This window comes from Chryseobacterium carnipullorum (genome assembly GCF_003815695.1).
In the GTDB taxonomy this organism is placed as follows: Bacteria; Bacteroidota; Bacteroidia; order Flavobacteriales; family Weeksellaceae; genus Chryseobacterium; species Chryseobacterium carnipullorum.
Genome location: NZ_CP033920.1, coordinates 2,946,915 through 2,968,346 on the forward strand (window position 1 = coordinate 2,946,915; position 21,432 = coordinate 2,968,346).

Annotated in this window: 24 protein-coding genes; 12 read left to right on the forward strand and 12 right to left on the reverse strand. The window is 37.2% G+C overall.

From position 1 onward, the window contains the following. Positions 1–85 precede the first annotated feature (85 nt). The 6 genes from EG346_RS13490 (at position 86) to EG346_RS13515 (ending at position 5,300) form a co-directional block, all read left to right on the forward strand. Positions 86–724 carry a DUF47 domain-containing protein gene (locus EG346_RS13490; RefSeq protein WP_040998750.1) on the forward strand — a complete coding sequence of 213 codons (639 nt, stop codon included), beginning with the start codon at positions 86–88 and terminating at the stop codon, positions 722–724. A gap of 12 nt (positions 725–736) precedes the next feature. Next, entirely contained in the window at positions 737–1,879 is a 1,143-nt protein-coding gene (locus EG346_RS13495) for an inorganic phosphate transporter (protein ID WP_073332980.1), read from the forward strand. A gap of 103 nt (positions 1,880–1,982) precedes the next feature. Further along, positions 1,983–2,954, forward strand: coding sequence for a polyprenyl synthetase family protein (locus EG346_RS13500; protein ID WP_073332977.1), 972 nt, complete (start codon positions 1,983–1,985; stop codon positions 2,952–2,954). Positions 2,955–3,042: 88 nt separating this feature from the next. Further along, on the forward strand, positions 3,043–4,002 hold the full coding sequence (locus EG346_RS13505; RefSeq protein WP_123879207.1) for a GSCFA domain-containing protein: 960 nt from the start codon (positions 3,043–3,045) through the stop codon (positions 4,000–4,002). Then, on the forward strand, positions 3,995–4,522 hold the full coding sequence (locus EG346_RS13510; RefSeq protein ID WP_073332973.1) for a DUF4269 domain-containing protein: 528 nt from the start codon (positions 3,995–3,997) through the stop codon (positions 4,520–4,522). The genes EG346_RS13505 and EG346_RS13510 overlap by 8 nt, the downstream gene beginning before the upstream one ends. A gap of 4 nt (positions 4,523–4,526) precedes the next feature. Further along, entirely contained in the window at positions 4,527–5,300 is a 774-nt protein-coding gene (locus EG346_RS13515) for a TatD family hydrolase (protein WP_123879209.1), read from the forward strand. A 211-nt stretch (positions 5,301–5,511) separates the two neighbouring features. Here EG346_RS13515 and EG346_RS13520 read toward each other — a convergent pair whose 3' ends face one another. From EG346_RS13520 to EG346_RS13545, 6 genes are all read right to left on the reverse strand, one after another. Then, positions 5,512–6,804, reverse strand: a complete 1,293-nt coding sequence (locus tag EG346_RS13520; protein WP_073333317.1) for a DEAD/DEAH box helicase — start codon at positions 6,802–6,804, stop codon at positions 5,512–5,514. 88 nt (positions 6,805–6,892) lie between these two features. Further along, positions 6,893–7,381, reverse strand: a complete 489-nt coding sequence (locus EG346_RS13525) for a DUF6438 domain-containing protein (RefSeq protein ID WP_123879212.1) — start codon at positions 7,379–7,381, stop codon at positions 6,893–6,895. A 63-nt stretch (positions 7,382–7,444) separates the two neighbouring features. Beyond that, on the reverse strand, positions 7,445–8,236 hold the full coding sequence (locus tag EG346_RS13530) for a hypothetical protein (RefSeq protein ID WP_123879214.1): 792 nt from the start codon (positions 8,234–8,236) through the stop codon (positions 7,445–7,447). A 3-nt stretch (positions 8,237–8,239) separates the two neighbouring features. Continuing rightward, positions 8,240–9,223, reverse strand: a complete 984-nt coding sequence (obgE, locus tag EG346_RS13535; RefSeq protein WP_123879216.1) for a GTPase ObgE — start codon at positions 9,221–9,223, stop codon at positions 8,240–8,242. A gap of 67 nt (positions 9,224–9,290) precedes the next feature. Further along, positions 9,291–9,869: an adenylate kinase gene (locus tag EG346_RS13540; protein ID WP_073332964.1), complete on the reverse strand. Its 579-nt coding sequence runs from the start codon at positions 9,867–9,869 to the stop codon at positions 9,291–9,293. Between the two features lie 125 nt (positions 9,870–9,994). Then, a complete protein-coding gene (locus EG346_RS13545; protein ID WP_073332962.1) occupies positions 9,995–10,549 on the reverse strand; it encodes a phosphoribosyltransferase in 555 nt (184 codons plus the stop codon). Positions 10,550–10,934: 385 nt separating this feature from the next. On the opposite strand from EG346_RS13545, the gene abc-f reads away from it, so the two are divergent. Further along, the gene (abc-f, locus tag EG346_RS13550) at positions 10,935–12,524 is read left to right on the forward strand and encodes a ribosomal protection-like ABC-F family protein (RefSeq protein WP_123879218.1); all 1,590 of its coding nucleotides are present in this window, start codon (positions 10,935–10,937) and stop codon (positions 12,522–12,524) included. A 185-nt stretch (positions 12,525–12,709) separates the two neighbouring features. Here abc-f and EG346_RS13555 read toward each other — a convergent pair whose 3' ends face one another. The 3 genes from EG346_RS13555 to EG346_RS13565 all read right to left on the reverse strand — a co-directional run bounded on the left by EG346_RS13555 (position 12,710) and on the right by EG346_RS13565 (position 14,298). Further along, positions 12,710–13,645: an alpha/beta fold hydrolase gene (locus tag EG346_RS13555; protein WP_123879220.1), complete on the reverse strand. Its 936-nt coding sequence runs from the start codon at positions 13,643–13,645 to the stop codon at positions 12,710–12,712. A 105-nt stretch (positions 13,646–13,750) separates the two neighbouring features. After that, a complete protein-coding gene (locus EG346_RS13560; protein WP_073332957.1) occupies positions 13,751–14,050 on the reverse strand; it encodes a type II toxin-antitoxin system RelE/ParE family toxin in 300 nt (99 codons plus the stop codon). Next, a complete protein-coding gene (locus EG346_RS13565; protein WP_123879222.1) occupies positions 14,047–14,298 on the reverse strand; it encodes a type II toxin-antitoxin system ParD family antitoxin in 252 nt (83 codons plus the stop codon). The genes EG346_RS13560 and EG346_RS13565 overlap by 4 nt, the downstream gene beginning before the upstream one ends. Before the next feature lie 235 nt (positions 14,299–14,533). Here EG346_RS13565 and EG346_RS13570 point away from each other — a divergent pair, with 235 nt between their 5' ends. Further along, positions 14,534–15,820, forward strand: coding sequence for an adenylosuccinate synthase (locus EG346_RS13570; protein ID WP_034728930.1), 1,287 nt, complete (start codon positions 14,534–14,536; stop codon positions 15,818–15,820). A gap of 249 nt (positions 15,821–16,069) precedes the next feature. Here EG346_RS13570 and EG346_RS13575 read toward each other — a convergent pair whose 3' ends face one another. Then, on the reverse strand, positions 16,070–17,101 hold the full coding sequence (locus EG346_RS13575; RefSeq protein ID WP_123879224.1) for an endonuclease/exonuclease/phosphatase family protein: 1,032 nt from the start codon (positions 17,099–17,101) through the stop codon (positions 16,070–16,072). A 131-nt stretch (positions 17,102–17,232) separates the two neighbouring features. Here EG346_RS13575 and EG346_RS13580 point away from each other — a divergent pair, with 131 nt between their 5' ends. Both EG346_RS13580 and gloA2 read left to right on the forward strand, forming a co-directional pair. Then, the gene (locus EG346_RS13580; protein WP_123879226.1) at positions 17,233–17,673 is read left to right on the forward strand and encodes a nuclear transport factor 2 family protein; all 441 of its coding nucleotides are present in this window, start codon (positions 17,233–17,235) and stop codon (positions 17,671–17,673) included. A 67-nt stretch (positions 17,674–17,740) separates the two neighbouring features. Then, positions 17,741–18,118 (forward strand): SMU1112c/YaeR family gloxylase I-like metalloprotein, encoded by a 378-nt coding sequence (gene gloA2 / locus EG346_RS13585; RefSeq protein WP_123879228.1) that lies wholly within the window; start codon positions 17,741–17,743, stop codon positions 18,116–18,118. A 3-nt stretch (positions 18,119–18,121) separates the two neighbouring features. On the opposite strand, the gene EG346_RS13590 is transcribed toward gloA2, so the two are convergent. Continuing rightward, positions 18,122–18,505 (reverse strand): DUF1634 domain-containing protein, encoded by a 384-nt coding sequence (locus EG346_RS13590; protein WP_123879230.1) that lies wholly within the window; start codon positions 18,503–18,505, stop codon positions 18,122–18,124. Continuing rightward, positions 18,505–19,335, reverse strand: a complete 831-nt coding sequence (locus tag EG346_RS13595; RefSeq protein ID WP_073332944.1) for a sulfite exporter TauE/SafE family protein — start codon at positions 19,333–19,335, stop codon at positions 18,505–18,507. The genes EG346_RS13590 and EG346_RS13595 overlap by 1 nt, the downstream gene beginning before the upstream one ends. Positions 19,336–19,420: 85 nt before the next feature. On the opposite strand from EG346_RS13595, the gene EG346_RS13600 reads away from it, so the two are divergent. Next, on the forward strand, positions 19,421–19,972 hold the full coding sequence (locus tag EG346_RS13600) for a DUF1543 domain-containing protein (RefSeq protein ID WP_123879232.1): 552 nt from the start codon (positions 19,421–19,423) through the stop codon (positions 19,970–19,972). 39 nt (positions 19,973–20,011) lie between these two features. Then, on the forward strand, positions 20,012–21,124 hold the full coding sequence (locus EG346_RS13605) for a 5-(carboxyamino)imidazole ribonucleotide synthase (RefSeq protein ID WP_123879234.1): 1,113 nt from the start codon (positions 20,012–20,014) through the stop codon (positions 21,122–21,124). Positions 21,125–21,432: the final 308 nt, after the last annotated feature.

Consider the following 21,432-nt stretch of genomic DNA (forward strand, 5'->3'; position numbering starts at 1 on the left):
CGAATGTTAACAAAACTTAATGTTATATAGTTTCAGGGCAAATCCTTTTTTAGGAAATTTGCACTCAAATTATAAATACATAAAAATGGGAATTGGTAATATTTTCCACGCTTTTCAACCGAAGGATAAAATTTTCTTTGTACTTTTTGAAAAAGTAACTGAAAACTTAGTTGCAATGTCTGAAGACTTTAACAATGGCATCAAAGATTTCGATCTTAACGATGATACGATGTTAAAAAGAATGAGTGACTATGAGCATAAAAATGATGAGCTTACACATGAGATCTTCGTTGAACTAGGGAAAAACTTCATTACACCTTTCGATCGTGAAGATATCCACACACTGGCAACAGGACTTGATGATATCGCCGATTACATCTATGCTTCCACAAAATATATTTTCCTGTATAAATCTCCTGAAATGAAGGCTTATTCGGATTTCTCACTTCTGATCCACAAAGCTTGTCTTGAGATTCAGAATGCGATGAAAAACCTTAAAGGTTTCAAGAATATGGACCAGGTAAAAGAAGCTTGTATCAAGGTAAACTCTATTGAAAACATTGCAGATGACCTGCTGTCCAATTCAATGGTAGATTTATTTGAAACCAATGATGCGATTAATATTATCAAAGTTTCATCTGTACTTAATTATCTTGAAATAGTAACCGATAAGGCAGAAGATGTTGCCAATACTATTGAGAACATCATGATTAAATACGCCTAAACAAAATAACAAATGGAATTTCCGATTTTACTAATAGTTATTATTGCACTGGCTTTAATTTTCGATTATATCAATGGTTTTCATGATGCCGCCAATTCAATCGCGACGATCGTTTCTACAAAAGTTTTAACTCCATTCCAGGCTGTACTTTGGGCAGCTCTCTGGAACTTTGCCGCTTTCTTTATTGCTGCTTACATTATTGGAGAATTTAAAATTGGAAATACGATTGCCAAGACGGTTAATGAAAACTTTATTACATTAGAAGTAATATTCTCAGGACTTATCGCTGCGATTGCCTGGAACCTTTTAACATGGTGGTTTGGGATTCCTTCATCATCATCACACACTTTGATCGGTGGATTTCTGGGAGCAGCCTTAATGCATGCTTTTATGATGGATTATCACGAAGTTGTGGCTACTCAACCTCATTTGGGAACATGGGAGACTTTTAAAGCTGCCTGCTATCAGGTTACCCAGCAAAGTGTTGTTAAATTTGATAAAGTAATTCCTATTTTCCTGTTCATTTTTATGGCGCCGATTATAGGGATGATTATTTCAATCATTATCACGCTTATTATTGTTCATCTTTATAAAAGATCCAATCCGTATAAAGCAGATAAATCATTTAAGAGATTACAGCTCGCTTCTTCAGCTTTGTTCAGTTTAGGACACGGTTTGAATGATGCACAGAAAGTAATGGGTATTATTGGAGCTGCGATGATCTATTATCACGTGAATATGCTTCAGGATCCTGTTTATCTTAATATTGCATCGGCAGCCCGTTTCGATTATTTCGCGCAACATTACATCTGGGTTCCTCTGGTTTCTTTCATTGCGATTGCCTTAGGTACCATGAGTGGTGGCTGGAAGATCATTAAAACAATGGGAACTAAAATTACAAAAGTAACTTCACTGGAAGGAGTAAGTGCTGAAACTGCCGGAGCAATCACCTTATTCATTACTGACCATTTTGGTATTCCTGTATCGACTACGCATACCATTACCGGTTCTATTATCGGGGTAGGATTAACAAAAAGAATTTCTGCCGTGAGATGGGGAATTACCGTAAGTCTGCTTTGGGCTTGGGTATTGACGATTCCTATTTCAGCAATTGTTGCAGGAATTACTTATCTTGCCGTAACATTTTTGACTTAAGCTAAAAGTTGAAATTATAAATACAAACTTTGTCCTCCGGGGCAAAGTTTTTTGTTTTATAAAGCCTCGAAAAATTGTATTTTTGTTCAAATTATAAGATTTTATGGAATTTTTAGACAGATACCAGCAGATCGTTGCTGATGCCATCACTAAGTATACTTTCAAAGACAAGCCTGCGGAACTTTATGATCCGATGAACTATATCATTTCCCACGGTGGAAAGCGTCTTCGTCCTATTATGGTATTGATGGCCTGCGACCTGTTCGGCGGAGATCTCAGACAGGCTATAAAACCGGCACTGGCGATCGAGTTTTTCCATAACTTTACCCTGATCCATGATGATATTATGGATGAAGCTCCTTTAAGAAGAAATAAACCTACGATCCATACGTTACATGGGATCAATGTAGGAATTCTTTCCGGAGATGGATTGATGCTGAAGGCTTATAAGTTTTTTGAAGATCTTGAGCCTGAGATTTTCAAAGCCTGTATCAGAATCTTTACGCATACCGGACTTCTGCTGTGTGAAGGTCAGCAGTATGATATCAATTTTGAAACTCAGGAAGACGTTACCTATGATGATTACATCAGAATGATTACCTATAAAACAGGGGTTCTGAGTGCATCGTCTTTTGAAATAGGAGCGCTTATTGCAAAAGCTAATTTTAAAGATGCCAAGGCTATTTTCAACTTCGGAAAACACATTGGTATCGCTTTCCAGATTATGGACGATTATCTGGATGTATTCGGAGACCAGGCTCAGTTTGGAAAAAAACATGCCGGAGATATCTATGAAAATAAAAAAACGATTCTTTACCTTTTAGCCAGAGAACATGCGACGGAAGAAGAAAGAAAAGAACTGGATCACTGGTATGGCAAAAAGACCGATAACATCGATAAAGTATACGGTGTTGAAAAGATCTTCAGAAGAACCAAAGTAGACGAGAAAGCATTGCGCCTGATCGAAAAACACAATGAGATCGGACAGAGCTATCTGGCGAAAATCAATATCCCTGAAGAGAAGAAAAAACCTTTCGCTGAACTGGCAAATTATCTGTTAAGAAGAGAGAGCTAATAAGATGATAAGTAAGAGGTAGCAGGTTGTAGGTTTGATAGATTGACGACTGCCTGCCACCTTCTACCTATTATCTGCCACCTAAACAATGAAATTCAGAACCGAAGTTGACATACCCAAGTCAGAGAAAAAGATTGATGTTGAAGATAAAATATTTTCAATAGGGTCGTGTTTTGCTTCAGAAATGACAGATTTGTTGGGACAGGGGCAGCTTCAGACGGTTAATAATCCATTTGGAACCATTTTTAATCCTTTTTCGATCAGCAATGCGGTGAAAAGGCTTCACGATTCGGAGTTCTATGAGGAGGAGGAACTGATTACTTTTAATGAAGAATTTATTTCACTGGACCATCACAGCAGTTTTGATACCCGATATATTCATCAGACCCTGGATAAAATCAATACAGGAATAGAAGTAGGGAACAATTTTCTTCAGGATGCAGGTTGGGTAATCATTACCTACGGAACTTCATTTATTTATGAATTTATTCCCAAGAAAAAACTGGCTGCCAATTGCCATAAAATTCCACAGAAATTTTTTCAAAAAAGACTACTGTCTCATCACGAGCTTACGGATTCGATCTATAATACGGTTTTAAACCTGAAAGATATCTGCCGTGATGATGTACAGATTCTGTTCACAGTTTCGCCGGTGCGTCATACAAAGGATGGGATGATTGAAAATCAACTGAGTAAATCTAAACTCATTACAGCTGTTCATGAGTCGGTTTCGCAGCTTGAAAACTGCCATTATCTTCCTGTTTATGAAATAATAATGGATGACCTTCGGGACTATCGCTTTTATAAAGAAGATATGATTCATCCTACTTCACAGGCTGTCAGTTATATATTCGATAAGTTTGGAGAATCTTATTTCTCAGATGAGACTAAAAGTTTTATCAAAGAGAATTTTAAGATCAATAAAGCACTTGAACACAGGACAGATGATGAAAAAGATCCGAAATATATAGAATTTAGAGAAAAACTGAACGAAAGAATTGAACTTCAGAGAGGAAAAGTAAGACATAAAATTTTTTTAAATGATTGATTTTACGAATCTCAATTATCTGAAATCAGGAAGTGAAAGACAGAAAAGAGCTTACGAAGTTCTTGAACAATATAAGGTTTTTGAGAAATTAAAAACCTATTCTCCTGTTTTGGCAGGAACAATTCCTATAGGGATCGACGTTGAAAGCAGTGATCTGGACATCATCTGTCAAGTAGATCTTCAGTTTAAAGAAGATTTTCTGGATGATATCAAATCGGGTAAATTAATTCCGGCAGATGGGGATGTAACCATAGAGAATATTATTGTTCATGAAGAAAACAGCATTGTTCTGAATTTCAGGCTGGAAGAATTTAAGATCGAAATTTTCGGACAGAATAAGCCATCACTTCAGCAGAATGCGTACCGTCACATGTTGGCCGAGCATAGAATATTACAGGAAAAAGGAGAAGAATTTAGACATAAAATAATAGAATTAAAGAAACAGGGAATTAAAACTGAGCCGGCCTTTGGGCTGTTGATGAATTTGGAAAACCCTTATGAAGATCTGTTGAAATTTTAAAAAAATGATTGATACCCATACCCATTTATACGCAGAGGAATTTGATGAAGATAGAAAAGAAGCCATTCAAAGGGCTGTAGATAAAGGAATCACAAAGTTTTACCTTCCTGCGATTGATTCCGAATCCCATGGAAAAATGCTTCAACTGGAAACAGAATATCCGGGGCAAATTATTTCCATGATGGGACTTCACCCTTGCTATGTAAAACCTGAATCCTGGGAAAAGGAACTTGAAATTGTTAAGAATTATCTGGATGAAAGAAATTTTCCAGCGATAGGGGAGATCGGGATCGATCTTTACTGGGATAAAACAACATTGGATATCCAGGTTAAAGCTTTTGAACAGCAAATTGACTGGGCTATCAAAAAGGATCTTCCTATTGTGATCCATACCAGAGAAAGCTTTGATGAAACCTTCGAGGTGCTGGAAAGAAAAAAACATCCAAAACTTCGCGGTATTTTCCATTGCTTTTCAGGAGATCTGGAGCAAGCGAAACACGCAATAGATCTCAATTTCATATTGGGAATAGGAGGAGTGGTCACCTTTAAAAACGGAAAGATCGATCAGTTTCTGAATGAAATTCCTTTGGAAAAGATCGTTCTGGAAACGGACTCCCCATATTTGGCTCCGGTTCCACACAGAGGAAAAAGAAATGAAAGTTCATATCTGGATCTTGTCGCCGGAAAGCTGGTGAATATTTATGGGAAAGACTTTACAGAAATTGACAGAATCACTACGGAAAATGCATGTAAGCTGTTTGGAGACGGTGAAAAATAAGTAAGCGTTAAAAAATACGCTGGATGAATATTTTGAAAGAGTTGAAATTATATTGCTATGGAGGATTTAGTTAGTATTACTACAGTATTTTTACTTTAAGAATAGAAAAGAAATCAGCCCATAATACTTTTCACAATTAAATAAGCGAATTTAGGATAAGTCATTCAATACGACATAAAAAAAAGCCCTTTCAATCGAAAGGGCTTTGCTATTATTTTTTTCTTGTGAAATTCTTATTCTTAGGCTTTTTGAAAGCTGTAGGAGTACTTCCAGCAGGCTTATTGCTGTTATTCTGAGGCTTCGGAGACCTGGGTCTTCTGTCACCGCCAGCGGCCATAGGCTTGTTGTTTGAGTCTCTTTTCTGAGCTACCAGATTATCCGTATGGAAAGGATGTTCCTTGATCACAGGAATTTTTTTCCCGATCAGTTTCTCCGTATTTCTTAAATTTAGAAGATCAAGACTGTCTACAAAAGAGATGGAAGATCCTTCTGCTCCGGCTCTTCCCGTTCTTCCGATTCTGTGAACATAGGTTTCAGAAACGTCGGAAAGTTCAAAATTGATTACATATTTCAGTTCGTCAATATCAATACCTCTTGCCGCGATGTCTGTAGCGACCAGAATCCTTGTTTTTCCGTTCTTAAAATTATTCAGGGCATTCTGTCTCGCATTTTGAGATTTGTTCCCGTGAATCGCTTCTGCTGAGATATTATCTTTCTGCAGCTTTCTCGCTATTTTGTCGGCACCGTGTTTTGTTCTGGAAAATACCAGTACAGAATCTGAAATATCATTCTCCAGAATATGAGAAAGAAGGTCCAGCTTATTTTCTTTATCTACAAAATAAACCGACTGCTTAATGGTTTCAGCAGTAGAAGAAACCGGAGTGACTTCTACCTTGACAGGATTATTTAAGATAGAATCAGCCAGTTTCTGGATCTCAGAAGGCATTGTTGCTGAAAAGAATAAAGTCTGTCTTCTTTGTGGAAGAAGTTTAATCACTCTTTTTACATCATGTACAAAACCCATATCCAGCATTCTGTCTGCTTCATCAAGAACAAAGATTTCAATGTTCTTAAGGCTGATAATACCCTGTGCGATAAAATCAAGAAGTCTTCCGGGGGTTGCTACCAAGATATCGATGCCTCTTCTGAGAGCAGCTTCCTGATTTCCCTGCTTTACCCCTCCGAAAATAACGAGTTGTTTTAGCGGAAGGTATTTTCCGTATGCATTAATATTTTCCTCGATCTGGATGGCAAGTTCTCTTGTCGGCGTTAAGATCAGGGCTTTTATATGGTTGTTTTTGGTCTTGCTTTTTGATAAATTCTGCAGAATAGGAATAGCAAACGCCGCTGTCTTTCCTGTTCCTGTCTGTGCACATCCTAAAAAGTCGCTACCTTTTAAGATTTCAGGGATTGATCTCTCCTGAATGGGCGTAGGGTTCGTATAACCCTGTTCCTGAATTGCTTTTGCAATAGGTTCTATTAAGTTTAGGTCTGTAAAATTCAAATGAACTATTTTTTTTAATTTAAAATAAAATTCCCTCAATGTGAAGGAATTATATGGTACAAAGGTAGTCTAAATATTTTTAAGCGGATCATTTTACTTTTGCCCACTGTTGGTTATGTCTCAGGTCTTCAATGAACATATAGACTTTTCTCAGTTTTTCACTTCCTCTTTTACCATAATCTTCTATGTTTTTGGAAGATCCGTCTGTAAAATTAATTCTCAGATAGGAGGTTGAAAGATCGGTGATATTTTTTGTTCCGTAATGGTCTTCCAGATTTTTGACGTCAAGATCATTCAGAAGTGAAATCAGTTTGTTGTAATCTGCTTCCCTGATCACCCCATTAAAAGTTCCTTCCCGCGGATTTGAAAATTCTCCTTTCGAAAAATCTTTGGAGAAATTAAAATGTTCCGCTTCCAGTATGGCAGTTCTGTCCGGACTGATGGTCAGTTTAAATACAGGACAGGATCCAAAACAGGCACCAGCCTGATATTCAATTTTGGTGTATTTTGATTCCGTTTTTTGAGTCGTGCATGAAAATAAAAATATCAGTGCAAAAAGACTTAGTATGTGCTTCATAAGGGATGGTTTCTCTGTTTCTTTCAATAACTATTCCAAATAATCGTGGCTTCAGGATTGAAATTACTCCAGAGAGGAAACACAGCAGCCTTTGGTAAATGATAACCTTAAAAGGATAGGCTCATTATCTTTTGACTGATAAAACTTTGTTCTCTTGTTGACAGAATTATAATGCGAATAGCTTTTTATCTCCCCTTTATTGAACATTATTTTATTTTTAAAAAACAAAGGTTCCATATCGTACAGAATGTTGTTATTGAAATTCTGATCACTGTTGGTAATGTCCAGTTCAATAACTCCCAGATTCTTTTTCACTTTTTGATTAAGAATGAGGTTATACTTATAATGAATGAGATCATTTTCTGCTCTCTTTTCCACCAATTCTAAAATATGTTCTGTTTTTGCTTTTTTCCTTTTTTTAATGTCTGCAATTTCAGATTCCAGCGGGATATCTCCTTTAAAATAATCAAAATTTCCAGGTTTAATATCTTTACTTTCATCCTTGATCAAGACAGGGAGTACAGGATTGGTCTCTTTATTTAAATTATAAATAAAACCATTTCTGCTGTTGTTAAAAGATAGGACGGACAAATCGGCATCACTTACGAAATACTGAATATCCTCACTCACCTCATTGCTAGCCCCCTGATCTGCGATCTTATCGTAGGTAAGTGTATACTTTAACCTTTTATTAAATTCATACTTAAAAAACGCCTTATCATTTAAAGGCGCTGGTTCATCTGATTTAGATGTTTCCACGAATGAATCGCTATCCTGAGCATAAACTGAGCCAGGCAGAAGAAATGAAACAAAAATAACAGCGGGTGCTGTTATTTTCTTTAATGAGTGTATCATCTTTTATCCGTGTAGTTTTTTCCAGATTGCATCTTTCAGTTCCACGAGGCCCTCTCCAGTAACTCCGGAGAAAAATAATGGCTTTCTGTTTTCCGGAAATTCAGAAGAAATTTCTTTTTTCAGTTCATCATCCAAAAGGTCGGCTTTTGAAATAGAAACAATGAAATCTTTATCCAGAAGTTCAGGATTATATTCCGTTAATTCATTTTCCAGAATTTTAAACTCCTGAAAATGACTTTCAGAATCAGCCGGAATTAAGAATAAAAGGATAGAATTTCTTTCAATATGTCTTAAGAATCGGTGTCCCAGACCTTTTCCTTCAGCGGCACCTTCAATGATTCCAGGAATATCAGCCATTACAAATGATTTGTAATTTCTGTAATCTACAATACCAAGATTGGGAGTCAGTGTTGTAAATGCATAATTGGCGATCTTAGGTTTTGCAGCAGATACAGAGGCAAGAAGGGTAGATTTTCCGGCATTTGGAAAACCAACCAAACCTACATCGGCCAAAATTTTAAGTTCGAAAACAACGAAGCCTTCCTCACCATCCATTCCTGATTGTGCATATCTCGGAGTCTGATTGGTAGAAGATTTGAAGTGCTCATTTCCTTTTCCCCCTTTTCCTCCAAGCATCAAAGTGATTTCCTGCTTGTCTTCAAGAATTTCGCCGATAATTTCTCCTTCTTCATTTTTAGCGATCGTCCCGATAGGAACATCGATATAAATATCAGCACCGTCAGCACCGGTCAGCTGGCTTTTCGCCCCGTTTTCACCCCGTTCCGCTTTTATGTGACGGGTGTATCGAAGTGGAAGTAAAGTCCATTCCTGAGCATTTCCTCTCATGATGACGTGTCCGCCGCGACCTCCGTCGCCTCCATCCGGACCACCTTTAGGAATATACTTTTCGCGGCGAAGGTGGGCAGAACCTGCACCTCCGTGTCCGCTTTTACAATGGATCTTTACGTAATCTACAAAGTTAGACATATAGTTTGTGTTGCGGGTTGTGGATGACGGGATGCGAATTTTTCAAATCCCGTACTCCATCTCCCGATTATTTAATTTTTTCGACTTCAGCGAAAAGTTTTTGGGAAATCTCATCAATTTCTCCTACGCCGTTTACTTCAACATATTTTCCCTGTTGCTTGTAAAGTTCAGCTACTTCTGCTGTTTTAGTATAATATTCTTTAATTCTGTTTTCGATGATCTCTACATTGCTGTCATCAGATCTTCCGCTGGTTTCACCTCTTTTCAGAAGTCTTTCCACTAAAGTTTTATCTTCAACCACTAAGGATAGGCAGATATCAATTTTGTCGTTCAGTTCCTCATCTACGATTTTTTCCAAAGCTTCCGTCTGAGCGGTCGTTCTTGGGTAGCCATCAAAGATAAATCCGTTGGTATCGGTTGGCTTTCTAAGCTCGTCGATCAGCATATCTGTTGTTACCTGATCCGGAACCAATTCTCCCTTATCGATGTAAGACTTAGCCAGTTTTCCAAGCTCGGTATCATTTTTCATGTTGTATCTGAAAAGGTCACCTGTTGAAATCTGTTTTAAATTGAATTTTTCGATCAGGTTTTGAGCTTGTGTTCCTTTTCCACTTCCTGGAGGGCCGAACAGAACAATGTTTATCATAATGTTGATTCGCCTGCAGCTTTCAGCAATACGCTTTCAGCCTTTAGCTTTTTTAGTTAATATTTACTTTATTTCGATTTAATATTTTAAGCTAATGGCTAATAGCCAAAAGCTAGCAGCAATAATTAATGGTTGATCTGTCCTTCTTCCAGTTGATACAGATTCGCAAGGTTTCTTCCCAACTCATCATAATCAAGTCCGTAACCAAGGACAAATTTATTTGGAATCTCTTTTCCGATATAATCCAGTTTGAAATCTTTCTTGTATACATCAGGCTTTAATAGGAATGAAGCCAGTTTTACAGATTTCGGACGCTGGGTTTCTGTGAAATATTTGAATAGGCTTTCAACGGTATTTCCAGTATCTACGATATCTTCCACAAGAATGATGTGACGGTCTTTCACGTCTTTCGTCAATTCCATTTTCTGGTAAACGATTCCTGTAGATTCAGTTCCTGCGTAAGAGCTCATTTGGATGAACGCAATTTCGCATTCGCCCGGGTAGTATTTTAAAAGATCTGAGAAGAACATGATCACTCCGTTCAGAACCCCGATGAAAACAGGAACTTCATCCTTGTAATCTTCATAAATCTTTAAAGCTGTTTCTTTTACAATTTCCTGAATCTCGGCTTCCTTCAGATAAGGAACGAAAGTTTTGTCGTGAACTTTAATGCTTTCCATAAAAAATTTTAGTAGTCGGCAAAGTTACGTTTTTTTGATCAAAATCTTTTCTACTTTTATTGCGGATTTCATAATCACTCATTTAAATAAGATGGAGTGAAAATAACAGGCAATAAAAATCGCTGATTCTATTCCATTATCCTATTAAATCTATAATTTAAAACCTTTGCGTACAAGGCCATTTTAGTTCGGTAGATTTCAATGGTTTCGGAAGTAATGAAAAAAAAGTATGTTTTTTATCAGGAAAATGTAATATTGGGAAATTTTCTATCTTTGTATTTCCAAAACCCAATGATACAGACATGTAGGATTTAATTTCTTTTTCGATTGTACTCAACAGTAACCCGTGAGTTACTGACGTTTAATTATTACCAAGAAAGAAATTATGATCTTACTGCAAAGTATATCCTACGGGTTTCCGGGAGGAGACGTCCTGTTTAATTCCATCCATTTATCCATCCAATCCCATACAAAATCGGCAGTAGCCGGAAGCAACGGTATTGGAAAATCTACACTTCTGAAGCTTATTGCCGGGGAAATTCAACCATCTGAAGGAAATATAACCGTCAAAGGCGATCTGTATTATGTTCCGCAGATGTTTGGGAATTTTGACCACAGGACTGTGTCAGAATGCCTTAAAATCGATAAAAAACTGAATGCTCTTCAAAAAATCATCAATGGTGACGTAGGTGAAGAATATTTTGAAACTTTAAATGACGACTGGGATATTGAGGAACGTTGCCAGAATGCACTGCAACACTGGAAACTGGAAAATTTAAACTTAAATCAAAAACTTGAAAGTTTAAGCGGAGGACAGAAAACGAAAGTTTTTCTGGCTGGAATTCAGATCAATCAGCCTGATATTATTATACTCGACGAACCTACCAATCATCTTGATCTTGAAGGTAGAAAACTTCTGTATGAATTTGTTAAGCAAACCCATTCAACTGTTGTTATGGTCAGTCACGACCGGATTTTACTGAACCTTGTTGACACGATATTTGAATTAAGCAATCAGGGAATTTCTACTTATGGTGGAAATTATGATTTTTATGCTGAACAGAAAGAAATAGAACAGGAAGCATTAAACAACGACATTCATTCTAAAGAGCGGGCTCTGAAAAAAGCAAAAGAGAAAGAACGCGAAACGCTGGAAAGAAAGCAAAAACTGGATGCGAGAGGAAAACAAAAGCAGGAAAAGTCGGGTGTTGCAAGGATCATGATGAATACACTCCGCAATAATGCCGAAAAAAATACTTCCAGATTAAAAGATATTCATGCTGAAAAGATCAATGATCTATCAGGGGACTTGAGAAATTTGCGTTCATCATTGAAAAATTCCGATCAGATGAAATTAATTTTTAATGATTCTGATCTGCATTCCGGAAAGCTTCTGATTGCTGCAGAGGAAGTTAATTTTAAATATAATGAAAAATTATTGTGGAAAGAACACCTCAATCTTGACATCAGAAGTGGGGACAGGATTTTGATCAAAGGTTCTAACGGTTCCGGAAAGACCACTTTAATCAATCTTTTATTGGGAAATCTGAAGCCCTCTGCGGGAACCATTTCAAAATCAGAATGTAATGCCATTTATGTCGATCAGGAATATTCTTTGATTGGTCAGGACATGACCGTTTACGATTTTGTACAACAGTTTAATGACAGTGCAATGCCGGAATCTGAAGTGAAGACTTTACTATCCCGGTTTTTATTCAGAAAGGAAACCTGGGAAAAAAAATGTGGGATATTAAGTGGAGGAGAACGTTTGAGACTGCTTTTATGCGGACTTTCAATCAGTAATAAAGCCCCGGATATGATCATTCTGGATGAACCAACAAACAATTTAGACTTGCAGAACGTAGAAATTCTCACGGAATCTATCAGAAATTATCAGGGAACCCTGCTGGTGATTTCCCATGATGAGACCTTCCTTGAAGAGATCGGCGTGGAGAGGGAGATTGTTTTGGGTTAAAAATGTTCTGTTTATTTTTTTATGCTCCCGCAGATTTCACGGATGGTTGTGTTGTATTAGTGATAGGTCTAAAAGATTTCTTCTGTTGGTACTTAGAAAATACAAAAGGGATTTACAATTGTATCAAGGATAAAATCCTGGCATCTTTGCGATGGCCAATAGATATAGATAACACATATTTAGTTTCATAAATGCTTTAAAATCCATTGAAATATGTCATTGAAAACCTCTTCCCTTATTTCTTCATTTAATATTTCGTGGCGCATCTCGGGATAAATTTTGACGTTGATATCTTTAAATCCATCCTTTTTTAAATAGTCTACCGTTTTGATAACCCCTTTGCTGAAATCGCCGATCGGATCATTTTGCCCGCTGACAAAAAGAATAGGGAAGGATTTGGGAATAGAAACGGCCCAGTTTCTTGCCGTGGCTTTTTTGTAAATACTAAACAGCGTATAAAAAGCATTATTGGTAAAAGGAATTCCACAGAGCTCATCTTCGGTAAAAGCTTTTCTATTGGCCGGATTCAAACTCAGCCAACTAGTGTCGCTGAAATCTTTGTCTTTCTTAAAACTTTTGTTATTAACAGTAGTGAAGAGAGTATTGAGATAGGTAAGATAATGAGGGGCTATTTTGTTGGCTAACGAGAGATAACCATTAATGAGACCGATACCCGCCAAAGGACCTCCGGTTCCTGTAATGATGGCTCCCTTAAATTTGCCGCCAGCTCTTTGAAGAAGACACCGGGTAACGAATGATCCCATAGAATGTCCAAGAACAAAGTGAGGAACATCCGGGTATTTTTGTATAAGATAATCACCCATTGCGTCAGCATCTGAAACCAGCTTTTCGTCCGGCTGATCCAGCTGGAAGAATCCAATGTCTTTTTTATCCTTCACCGATTTTCCATGTCCCAAATGGTCGTAGGTAAGAACCACAAATCCTTGATCTGCAAAATAACCAGCTATTTCAGCATATCTTCCGCTGTGTTCCTGCATGCCGTGGATGATGAGTAAGGTAGCTTTTACCGGAATTTCGTCAGGAGTGAACAGGGTGTGGAAGAGCTTTACTTCGCTTGAGGGAGATGGGGAGAGGTAGGATGATGTTTGTGATGATCTCATGATGGGGAGGAGCTTTGGTTATTTCAGAGAATAATCAAAGATACAGAATTAATCAAATTCATTAGAGATGATAAGAGACTTTTCACGTAGTTTTAAATTTCTAATCTATTCATCCAGTCTGGTTGAAATATCCATTTGCTGATGAAGGATTCTGATGATTTCAATTTCTTTATCTTTCAAGTTGATTTTGTAAAATATAAAATGAGATTTAACTCTTGAACGACAATATCCTTTTCTTATCTTGCTGTAATCTTTTCCGGATTCCGGATTTTTAGATAAATATTCAATCTCATTTATAAGCAGATCAAAATAATGGTCTGCCTGTTTTAATGACCAGTTTTCAAAAGTATAGAGCCAAATCTTTTCTAAATCATTGAATGCTTCATTACTTATTCTATAATTCATGAGTCAACAGAATGTTTTTGATGAAGATTTTTTAGAAATTCCGTACGGTCAAAATCTTCAACAAATCCAGATTTTTCTCCTTTTTTTAATTCGTTGACTAATTCTGTTTTCTTAGATTCTTCATATTCAAATAATCTTAAGGCGTTTCTTATAACCTCACTTGCTGACGAGTATTTTCCTGATTTTATTTGTTCGCTGATGAAATTATCAAAATAATCTCCCAATAATATGGATGTATTTTTTGCCATCGTTTTAATTTTAATCAAATATACCAATAATTGGTATTTGATCAAAATTGAGTTTTACTCATTTTAAATGGAATAGTATCGATCTGACTTTCCATATTCATTATTACAAATCATCCAATTTTTTTATTCAAATCTAAATAAGGTTTGAAATTAGTTTTAAAAAATATTAGACCCATAATTTGCCCACCCTATTTTTAAAAAGTAATTTTGCATGAATCTAAAATAAAAGTAAAATATGTCAACTTACGTAGTTGTAGGTCTTCAGTATGGAGATGAAGGTAAAGGAAAAATCACGGATGTTTTATCAGCTAAATCGGATTATGTAGTTCGTTTCCAGGGAGGAGACAACGCTGGTCACACGGTTTATGTAGGTGAAGAGAAATTTGTTTTGCACCTTCTCCCTTCAGGAGTTCTACAGTGCAAAGGGAAGTGTATCATTGCGAACGGAGTAGTGGTAAACCCAAAATCTTTCATTAAAGAGGTTGGCCAGATTGAAAGCAAAGGCTTGAAAACTGACCACATTTTTATCAGCAGAAGAGCGCATGTCATCATGCCTTACCACATTCTTTTGGATACTTACCGTGAAGAAGAACACGGAGGAACTCAAATCGGAACCACTAAAAAAGGAATCGGACCTTGCTATGAAGATAAAATTTCAAGAGTAGGGATCAGAATGATTGACCTTTTAAATCCTGAAATATTAAGAGACAAAATTGAGAAAAACTTAAAAATTAAGAACTCTCTTTTCGAAAAATATTACGGAAAACCAACGTTAGACGTTGAAGAAATTTACAACGAATTTTTAGAGCTTGGAAAACAGCTTCAGGACAGAATCGTTGATACAGAAGTTGAATTGAACGAAGCCATCAGAGATGGTAAAAACGTTCTTTTTGAAGGTGCTCAGGCATTGATGCTGGACATCGACTTCGGAACTTATCCTTACGTAACGTCATCTTCTCCATCTACAGGAGGGGTTTGTACAGGAGCAGGGGTTCCGCCTACATCCCTTCAAAACCTTATCGGTGTTGCTAAGGCATACTGTACAAGAGTTGGAAACGGACCATTTCCTTCTGAATTGGACAATGAATTAGGAGAAAAGATCAGACAGATCGGAGGTGAATTCGGTGCTACGACAGGAAGACCAAGAAGAACAGGTTGGTTAGACCTTGTTTCTTTGAAGCATGCTTGTATGATCAACGGGATCAACAACCTTGTGATTACTAAATTAGACGTTCTTACAGGAATCGAAAACTTAAAGATCGTTACTCATTATAAAACGGAAGACGGAAAAATCATCGATTATTTCACTTCTTCAACGGAGAAATTATACAACTACGAGCCTATCTACCAGGATCTGCCAGGTTGGAACGAAGATCTTACCAAAGTGAGAAGCTACGACGAACTTCCTGACAATGCTCAGAAATATATTGAGTTCATCGAGAAATACCTTGGAATCAATGTATACTTAGTATCTGTTGGCCCTGAAAGAAGCCAAAACATCATCAGAAAAGAATTATTCTAAGAATAACCCAACAATAGAAAAAGCCGTTTCATTATTTGTGAAACGGCTTTTTATGTTCTATCAACTACTGTATTAAGTAAAGGCTGGTTGTTGTTGTTGTTTTTGCTGAGTGAAACGCCCTTGCGAACAAAAATATTTTCAGGTTTAATTAAAAAAAAAATTGCGATCATAGCGTTTTGACTATTTGCAATTAAAATTCTATCCTTCCGTTACCACCGCATCACGGTCTCCGTCCTCTTTTTTTCCTTCTTAAATCATTTCTTCTGCTTCAGCTTTTTCTTCAACAGTGGCTTCTTCTACCTTTTCTTCCTGTTCGTCATTATGATGGTCAATGAAAAACTCACAATACACCGGAAGGTGGTCTGATCCGAAATTTTCCAGAGTTTTAAGGTCTTTAATGAAAATATCTTCACTGTGGAACATTAAATCGATTGGGAATCTTAACAGGCGGTATTTCGCATGAAAAGTAGATACAAAAGAATGTCCGATTCTTGGATCGATCAGATGACTGGTTTTTCTGAATAAGACAGACGATTTTGACCATGCCACATTATTAAAATCTCCAACAACAATCACAGGTTCTTTGATATCTTTAATGCGTTTTGCAGCACTTAATAAGTCTCCGTCTCTTTCCTTCGAAGTTTCTTCTTCGGTAGGACTTGGCGGCGGCGGATGTACTCCAAAGAACACAAACGAAAAACCGTCTTTGGTCTTTAAGTGGGCTTCAATACTTGGAATATCATCGGCTACAAAAAAATGGGTCTTGGCACTTTTGATTTCAAGCTGAGAATAAAAATGCATTCCATAGGTATTTTCAAGTGTCACTTTGTGCTGGAAAGGATAGTCTTTTTCAAGGGCTTTCATTGCCTGTTCCCAATCTCCATTGCTTTCCATCGTCAGAAATACTTCAGGTTTATATTTTTCAATAAGCTGAATAAACCGGTTATATTCTTTGTTAAACTGATAGACATTAGCAGAAATGAAATGCAGTTTTTGAGAAGACTGATGTTGCTGTTTGTATTTTTTCACCGGATAAAGCGGTGTGTATTTTACCAGCGTAATACCATGATGAACAAACAGGAATAATAAAAGCCCCTGTGCATACCATAGATTCTGCGAATGATCAAGAAAAAGACCCAAAATAAAGGTAAGCACCACAACATAAGTAATCTGGATTTTGCCGAATTCCGGCACCCTGAATACCCAATGAGCGTTTTGGATTTTGGGTAGTATCGTTAACAGCACCAGTAATCCAATCAAAAACAAATAAATTCCCCACATAATTTTAAATAAACGTATAAAATTAATCTATTTTTAAATAATGCAGTGCAATTCACTTTTTAAACTTTGTTAATTTTAATTATTGACCATATTTTTCCTAATTTTATTGTTTGAGATAAATTGCAATCAATATGAATAAACTTACCATGTTGGCGTTACTGTTCTGTACCTTCTGTTTTGGCCAACAGAATCTGGATATTGAAAAACCGATCCGTACCCTGTTTCTTGGAATGAAAAATGCCGATCCGGAACTGATGAAATCTGCTTTTGCTGAAAATGCTGTTTTACAGAGTATTTCCAAAGACGGAACCGTAAAAAATGAAAACGTTCAGGAATTTATTGCTTCCGTATCTAAATTTTCAAAAGGTGATCTGGATGAAAAGATCATCATTGATGCCGTTCATTCAGATGGAGGTCTGGCCAGCGTGTTTACCCCTTATTCCTTCTATTTTAAAGGGAAATTTTCCCATTGTGGAGCCAACAGCTTTCAGTTGGTTAAACAGCAGAATGAGTGGAAAATTCAATACATTATCGATACCAGAAGAAAAGAGAACTGCAGAGAAATAAAGTAAAATAGAAATCTACTGCTCAGGTTGCAAGTTTTGCTGAAGTTATAATCAAAAAAATTAAAATTAAATAATGAAGATCCATCACATCGCCATCATATGTTCAGATTATGAGGTTTCAAAGAAATTCTACATTGAAGTTATAGGCTTGAAGATCATCAGGGAAGTTTACCGTGAAGAAAGGAAGTCTTATAAACTTGATCTGGCGATCGGGGAGCATTACGTGATTGAGCTGTTTTCTTTCCCTGATCCTCCGCAAAGACCGTCCCGTCCTGAATCATGTGGTTTAAGACATCTGGCATTCTCTGTTGAAAACGTTAGCGTTAAAAGGGAAGAACTTATAGAAAAAGGCCTTATTTGTGAAGACATCCGCATAGATGAATACACCGGAAAAGAATTTTTCTTTACCCAGGATCCGGATCAGCTTCCCCTGGAATTCTATGAAATGTAAAAATTAGTGAGCGTATCCTGTAAAAAAGCTGATCGCCATAATCACAAGAACTATTGAAGAAATGACTACATAGACGTAGTCTTTTTCTTTTAAATAGCCAATCAAGGCAAAAATAATCCTTACTAAAGGAGTAAAGATCAATAGCAGAATTCCCAGCTGGATAATGGCCATTCCTTCTCCTTTGCATAAAGAAGTCCAGAACATTCCCCACACTTTTTCAGAAGACGTGCCCATATTAAGGGACGAATATTTTTTAGGCATCTCAAAGCCTTCCACGAAAAGTTTGATAAAACCAATCAATGAAGTGATCACAGACAAAATAACGCCTAGTCTCAAAAGATTTCCTACCGAACGGTTCAGATCTACATCTGTAAAATTCTTTCTCATTATCTGAAGCTTTTATTGATACCGTTATACATCATGTAGACTGATAAAATAGTGATCACGATCGCAAAGAACACTTTTAATTTCTTTGTTTTGGAGACCATCAGTGTTTTTGACCCGATGAAACTTCCTACTACCACACCAATTAATACCGGAGCTACAATTACAGGGATGATCTCGCCTCTCTGGAAATAGATCAGTGCACTTGCTACTGCCGTTACCCCAATCATAAAGTTACTCGTAGTCGTAGAAACCTTAAAGGGGAGTTTCATCATATTGTCCATCGCCAACACTTTAAGCGCACCGGAACCAATTCCTAAAAGTCCGGACATCGCACCTGCAAACATCATCATTAAAAATCCCGGAACTGTATTTCTGGCCGAGTAGCTTTTTAAAACTCCTTTGTCAGGAAATGTTCCGTAAAGCTTCAGTTTTTCCTCAAGACTTCCTTTGATGACCGGTTCCTGGTGGTCAGGTTTTCCTTTAAGATTTAAAATAACAGTCAACAGAAGAATGCTGGCGAAGATAATTCCGATGGTATTGGGATTAAGCATTCCGGAAAGCAAAGCACCCATGATAGCCCCTGCCGTAGTTCCGATCTCCAGAAACATTCCGATCCGCATATTGGTAAAACCTTCTTTTACGAAAGCTACTGCAGCACCGGAAGAAGTCCCGATCACAGAAATTAAAGAAGCACCGATTGCATAATGCATAGGAACGCCGAAACCCAGCGTCAATAAAGGAATAATGATAACTCCTCCTCCCAAACCCGTAAGTGAACCTAAAAGACCGGCTGAAACCGCGCCGAGGAACAGAATAATGATTTCTGACATGCTACAAATATAAAACTATTGGCTTATTCTGCCAAACGTTTAAAAAAGATAAATTTGACGTATTTTTGCAGGCATGAAAAGTGAAATGAAATTATTTTATATCATTCTCGGTGCAACGCCTAGGGGCAGGAATATCGAGCAGCATGACGTTTTTTTCGGGATCGCAGAAAATCTTAAAGATCTCGTTCCCGATATGAAGGATTTCTGGAAAGAAGCCGAAGGGAAGATCCATCTAGACTGCTATCAGGAAGTGAAATTTGCAGACGGGTATGAAGTGAACATTGTGGAAAAAACAGCTCAGACCTATGAAGATAAGTTGTATTTCCTTAATTTAGGGGGATATAAGAAAGGCTTTTTTGAAGAATTTCACGAGCAGCATCTGATGGTCGGAAAATCGATGGGGGAGATCATCAAAAGGGCAAAAGCGACGGAGTTTTATGCAACGATGGGTTTTGAAGGCGCCGTAAGCCATGTGGACGATAAACATGGTGTTGATATTGATGATATTTTCAATGTGAATGATATCCTGCCTGAAAAAATGAAAGAAAAATATTCCATTATCCTGACAAAATCTGATGCGGAAGATCAGAAAAACCCAATGGGACTTGGATATTTAAAGATTGACAAGATTCAATAACTTTCCATAAAAAATCTAATAGAAAAAATAAAAGTAAGAATGAAAATAGGAATTTTAGGAGGCGGGCAGCTGGGAAGGATGCTGATCCAAAGCGCACTGAAATACGATGACCAATTTTATACGCTGGATCCGGCTTCTGATGCACCGTGCAACAATATCTCCCATTTTACCCAAGGAAATTTCAACGATTATGAAACCGTACTGAACTTTGGGAAAGATAAGGATGTAGTGACGATCGAAATAGAACATGTGAATGCCGATGCTTTGGCCGAGCTTGAAAAACAAGGGATAAAAGTAGTTCCCAATGCAGCTATTATCAAAACGATCCAGCAAAAGATCCTTCAGAAAGAATTCTATAAAACCTACGGTATTCCAAGTCCTGATTTTCAGGTCGTATGGAACAGTGATGAAAAGATCATGATGCCGCTGCCGTTTGTGCAGAAGATGAATACGGGAGGGTATGACGGAAAAGGCGTTCAGGTGATCAGAACAGAAGAGGATTATCAACACTTATGGAAAGAGGCTTCAGTTATCGAAAGCCTTGTAGATATTGACAAGGAACTTTCTGTTATCGTTGCCAGAAATGAAAACGGCGAAACAAATATCTTTCCGGTGACAGAAATGGTGGCTGATCCAAAACTCAATCTTTTGGACTTCAATGTTTGTCCCGTTCTTCTTACTGAAGACACTCAACGACAAATTGATTTAATTACAGAGAAGTTTCTGAATGCTGTTAATTCTCCGGGACTTTTTGCAATTGAATTATTTTTGGATAAAGAAGGGAAAATATGGGTGAATGAAACTGCACCCAGATTACACAATTCAGGTCACCAGAGCCAGGAAGGCAATACAAATTCACAGTTTGAGCAAATGTATCGTGTAGTGAAAAATCTACCTTTAGCCGATACAGATGCAATTACCTATAGTGGAATGCTGAATTTGGTAGGGGCAGAAGGATATGCCGGAAAAGTACTATACGAGGGAATGGAAGAGGTGCTTAAATTACCTGAAACCTACATTCATTTATACGGGAAAACAGAAACCAAACCGGGACGAAAAATGGGTCACATCAATGTGCTGGCTGATTCCAGAGAAGAGCTGATGGAGAAATTGGTGATGGTGAAAAGTATGGTGAGAGTGATCGCTGAATAAGACTTATCCTTAGAATAAAGATAAAGAGCTGTAGTCATGATTGCAGCTCTTTTTTATGTTATTTTGTCAATACTATAGATCCATTCGCTTCATCAGATCAACTTGTTGATTCTTTTCTTTGCTTTCCTCAAATCAATAGTAAGATCTTAAAGCTTTGCGTGAAAAATTCTTTCCCAGATTGAATGGATGGAGCAGATTTTTTTGAATGTTGTGAAGCTTGAATTCATTCTATTTTATTCATGTTCTACTTTTGAATTTTAGGAAAATCTATCATCTATTTTCTTTCTTTAGAATTCCATAAAAGATGA

Excerpts from the sequence above, each read along its gene's own strand:
- EG346_RS13540 (WP_073332964.1), bottom strand. The coding sequence starts at position 9,869 with ATGATAAACATTGTTCTGTTCGGCCCTCCAGGAAGTGGAAAAGGAACA.
- gloA2 (WP_123879228.1), top strand. The coding sequence starts at position 17,741 with ATGAAGATCCATCACATCGCCATCATATGTTCAGATTATGAGGTTTCA.
- EG346_RS13590 (WP_123879230.1), bottom strand. The coding sequence starts at position 18,505 with ATGAGAAAGAATTTTACAGATGTAGATCTGAACCGTTCGGTAGGAAAT.
- EG346_RS13570 (WP_034728930.1), top strand. The coding sequence starts at position 14,534 with ATGTCAACTTACGTAGTTGTAGGTCTTCAGTATGGAGATGAAGGTAAA.
- EG346_RS13525 (WP_123879212.1), bottom strand. The coding sequence starts at position 7,381 with ATGAAGCACATACTAAGTCTTTTTGCACTGATATTTTTATTTTCATGC.
- EG346_RS13545 (WP_073332962.1), bottom strand. The coding sequence starts at position 10,549 with ATGGAAAGCATTAAAGTTCACGACAAAACTTTCGTTCCTTATCTGAAG.
- EG346_RS13560 (WP_073332957.1), bottom strand. The coding sequence starts at position 14,050 with ATGAATTATAGAATAAGTAATGAAGCATTCAATGATTTAGAAAAGATT.
- EG346_RS13495 (WP_073332980.1), top strand. The coding sequence starts at position 737 with ATGGAATTTCCGATTTTACTAATAGTTATTATTGCACTGGCTTTAATT.
- EG346_RS13595 (WP_073332944.1), bottom strand. The coding sequence starts at position 19,335 with ATGTCAGAAATCATTATTCTGTTCCTCGGCGCGGTTTCAGCCGGTCTT.
- EG346_RS13490 (WP_040998750.1), top strand. The coding sequence starts at position 86 with ATGGGAATTGGTAATATTTTCCACGCTTTTCAACCGAAGGATAAAATT.
- EG346_RS13555 (WP_123879220.1), bottom strand. The coding sequence starts at position 13,645 with ATGAGATCATCACAAACATCATCCTACCTCTCCCCATCTCCCTCAAGC.
- EG346_RS13575 (WP_123879224.1), bottom strand. The coding sequence starts at position 17,101 with ATGTGGGGAATTTATTTGTTTTTGATTGGATTACTGGTGCTGTTAACG.
- EG346_RS13600 (WP_123879232.1), top strand. The coding sequence starts at position 19,421 with ATGAAATTATTTTATATCATTCTCGGTGCAACGCCTAGGGGCAGGAAT.
- abc-f (WP_123879218.1), top strand. The coding sequence starts at position 10,935 with ATGATCTTACTGCAAAGTATATCCTACGGGTTTCCGGGAGGAGACGTC.
- EG346_RS13605 (WP_123879234.1), top strand. The coding sequence starts at position 20,012 with ATGAAAATAGGAATTTTAGGAGGCGGGCAGCTGGGAAGGATGCTGATC.
- EG346_RS13500 (WP_073332977.1), top strand. The coding sequence starts at position 1,983 with ATGGAATTTTTAGACAGATACCAGCAGATCGTTGCTGATGCCATCACT.
- obgE (WP_123879216.1), bottom strand. The coding sequence starts at position 9,223 with ATGTCTAACTTTGTAGATTACGTAAAGATCCATTGTAAAAGCGGACAC.
- EG346_RS13510 (WP_073332973.1), top strand. The coding sequence starts at position 3,995 with ATGATTGATTTTACGAATCTCAATTATCTGAAATCAGGAAGTGAAAGA.
- EG346_RS13580 (WP_123879226.1), top strand. The coding sequence starts at position 17,233 with ATGAATAAACTTACCATGTTGGCGTTACTGTTCTGTACCTTCTGTTTT.
- EG346_RS13530 (WP_123879214.1), bottom strand. The coding sequence starts at position 8,236 with ATGATACACTCATTAAAGAAAATAACAGCACCCGCTGTTATTTTTGTT.
- EG346_RS13565 (WP_123879222.1), bottom strand. The coding sequence starts at position 14,298 with ATGGCAAAAAATACATCCATATTATTGGGAGATTATTTTGATAATTTC.
- EG346_RS13515 (WP_123879209.1), top strand. The coding sequence starts at position 4,527 with ATGATTGATACCCATACCCATTTATACGCAGAGGAATTTGATGAAGAT.
- EG346_RS13505 (WP_123879207.1), top strand. The coding sequence starts at position 3,043 with ATGAAATTCAGAACCGAAGTTGACATACCCAAGTCAGAGAAAAAGATT.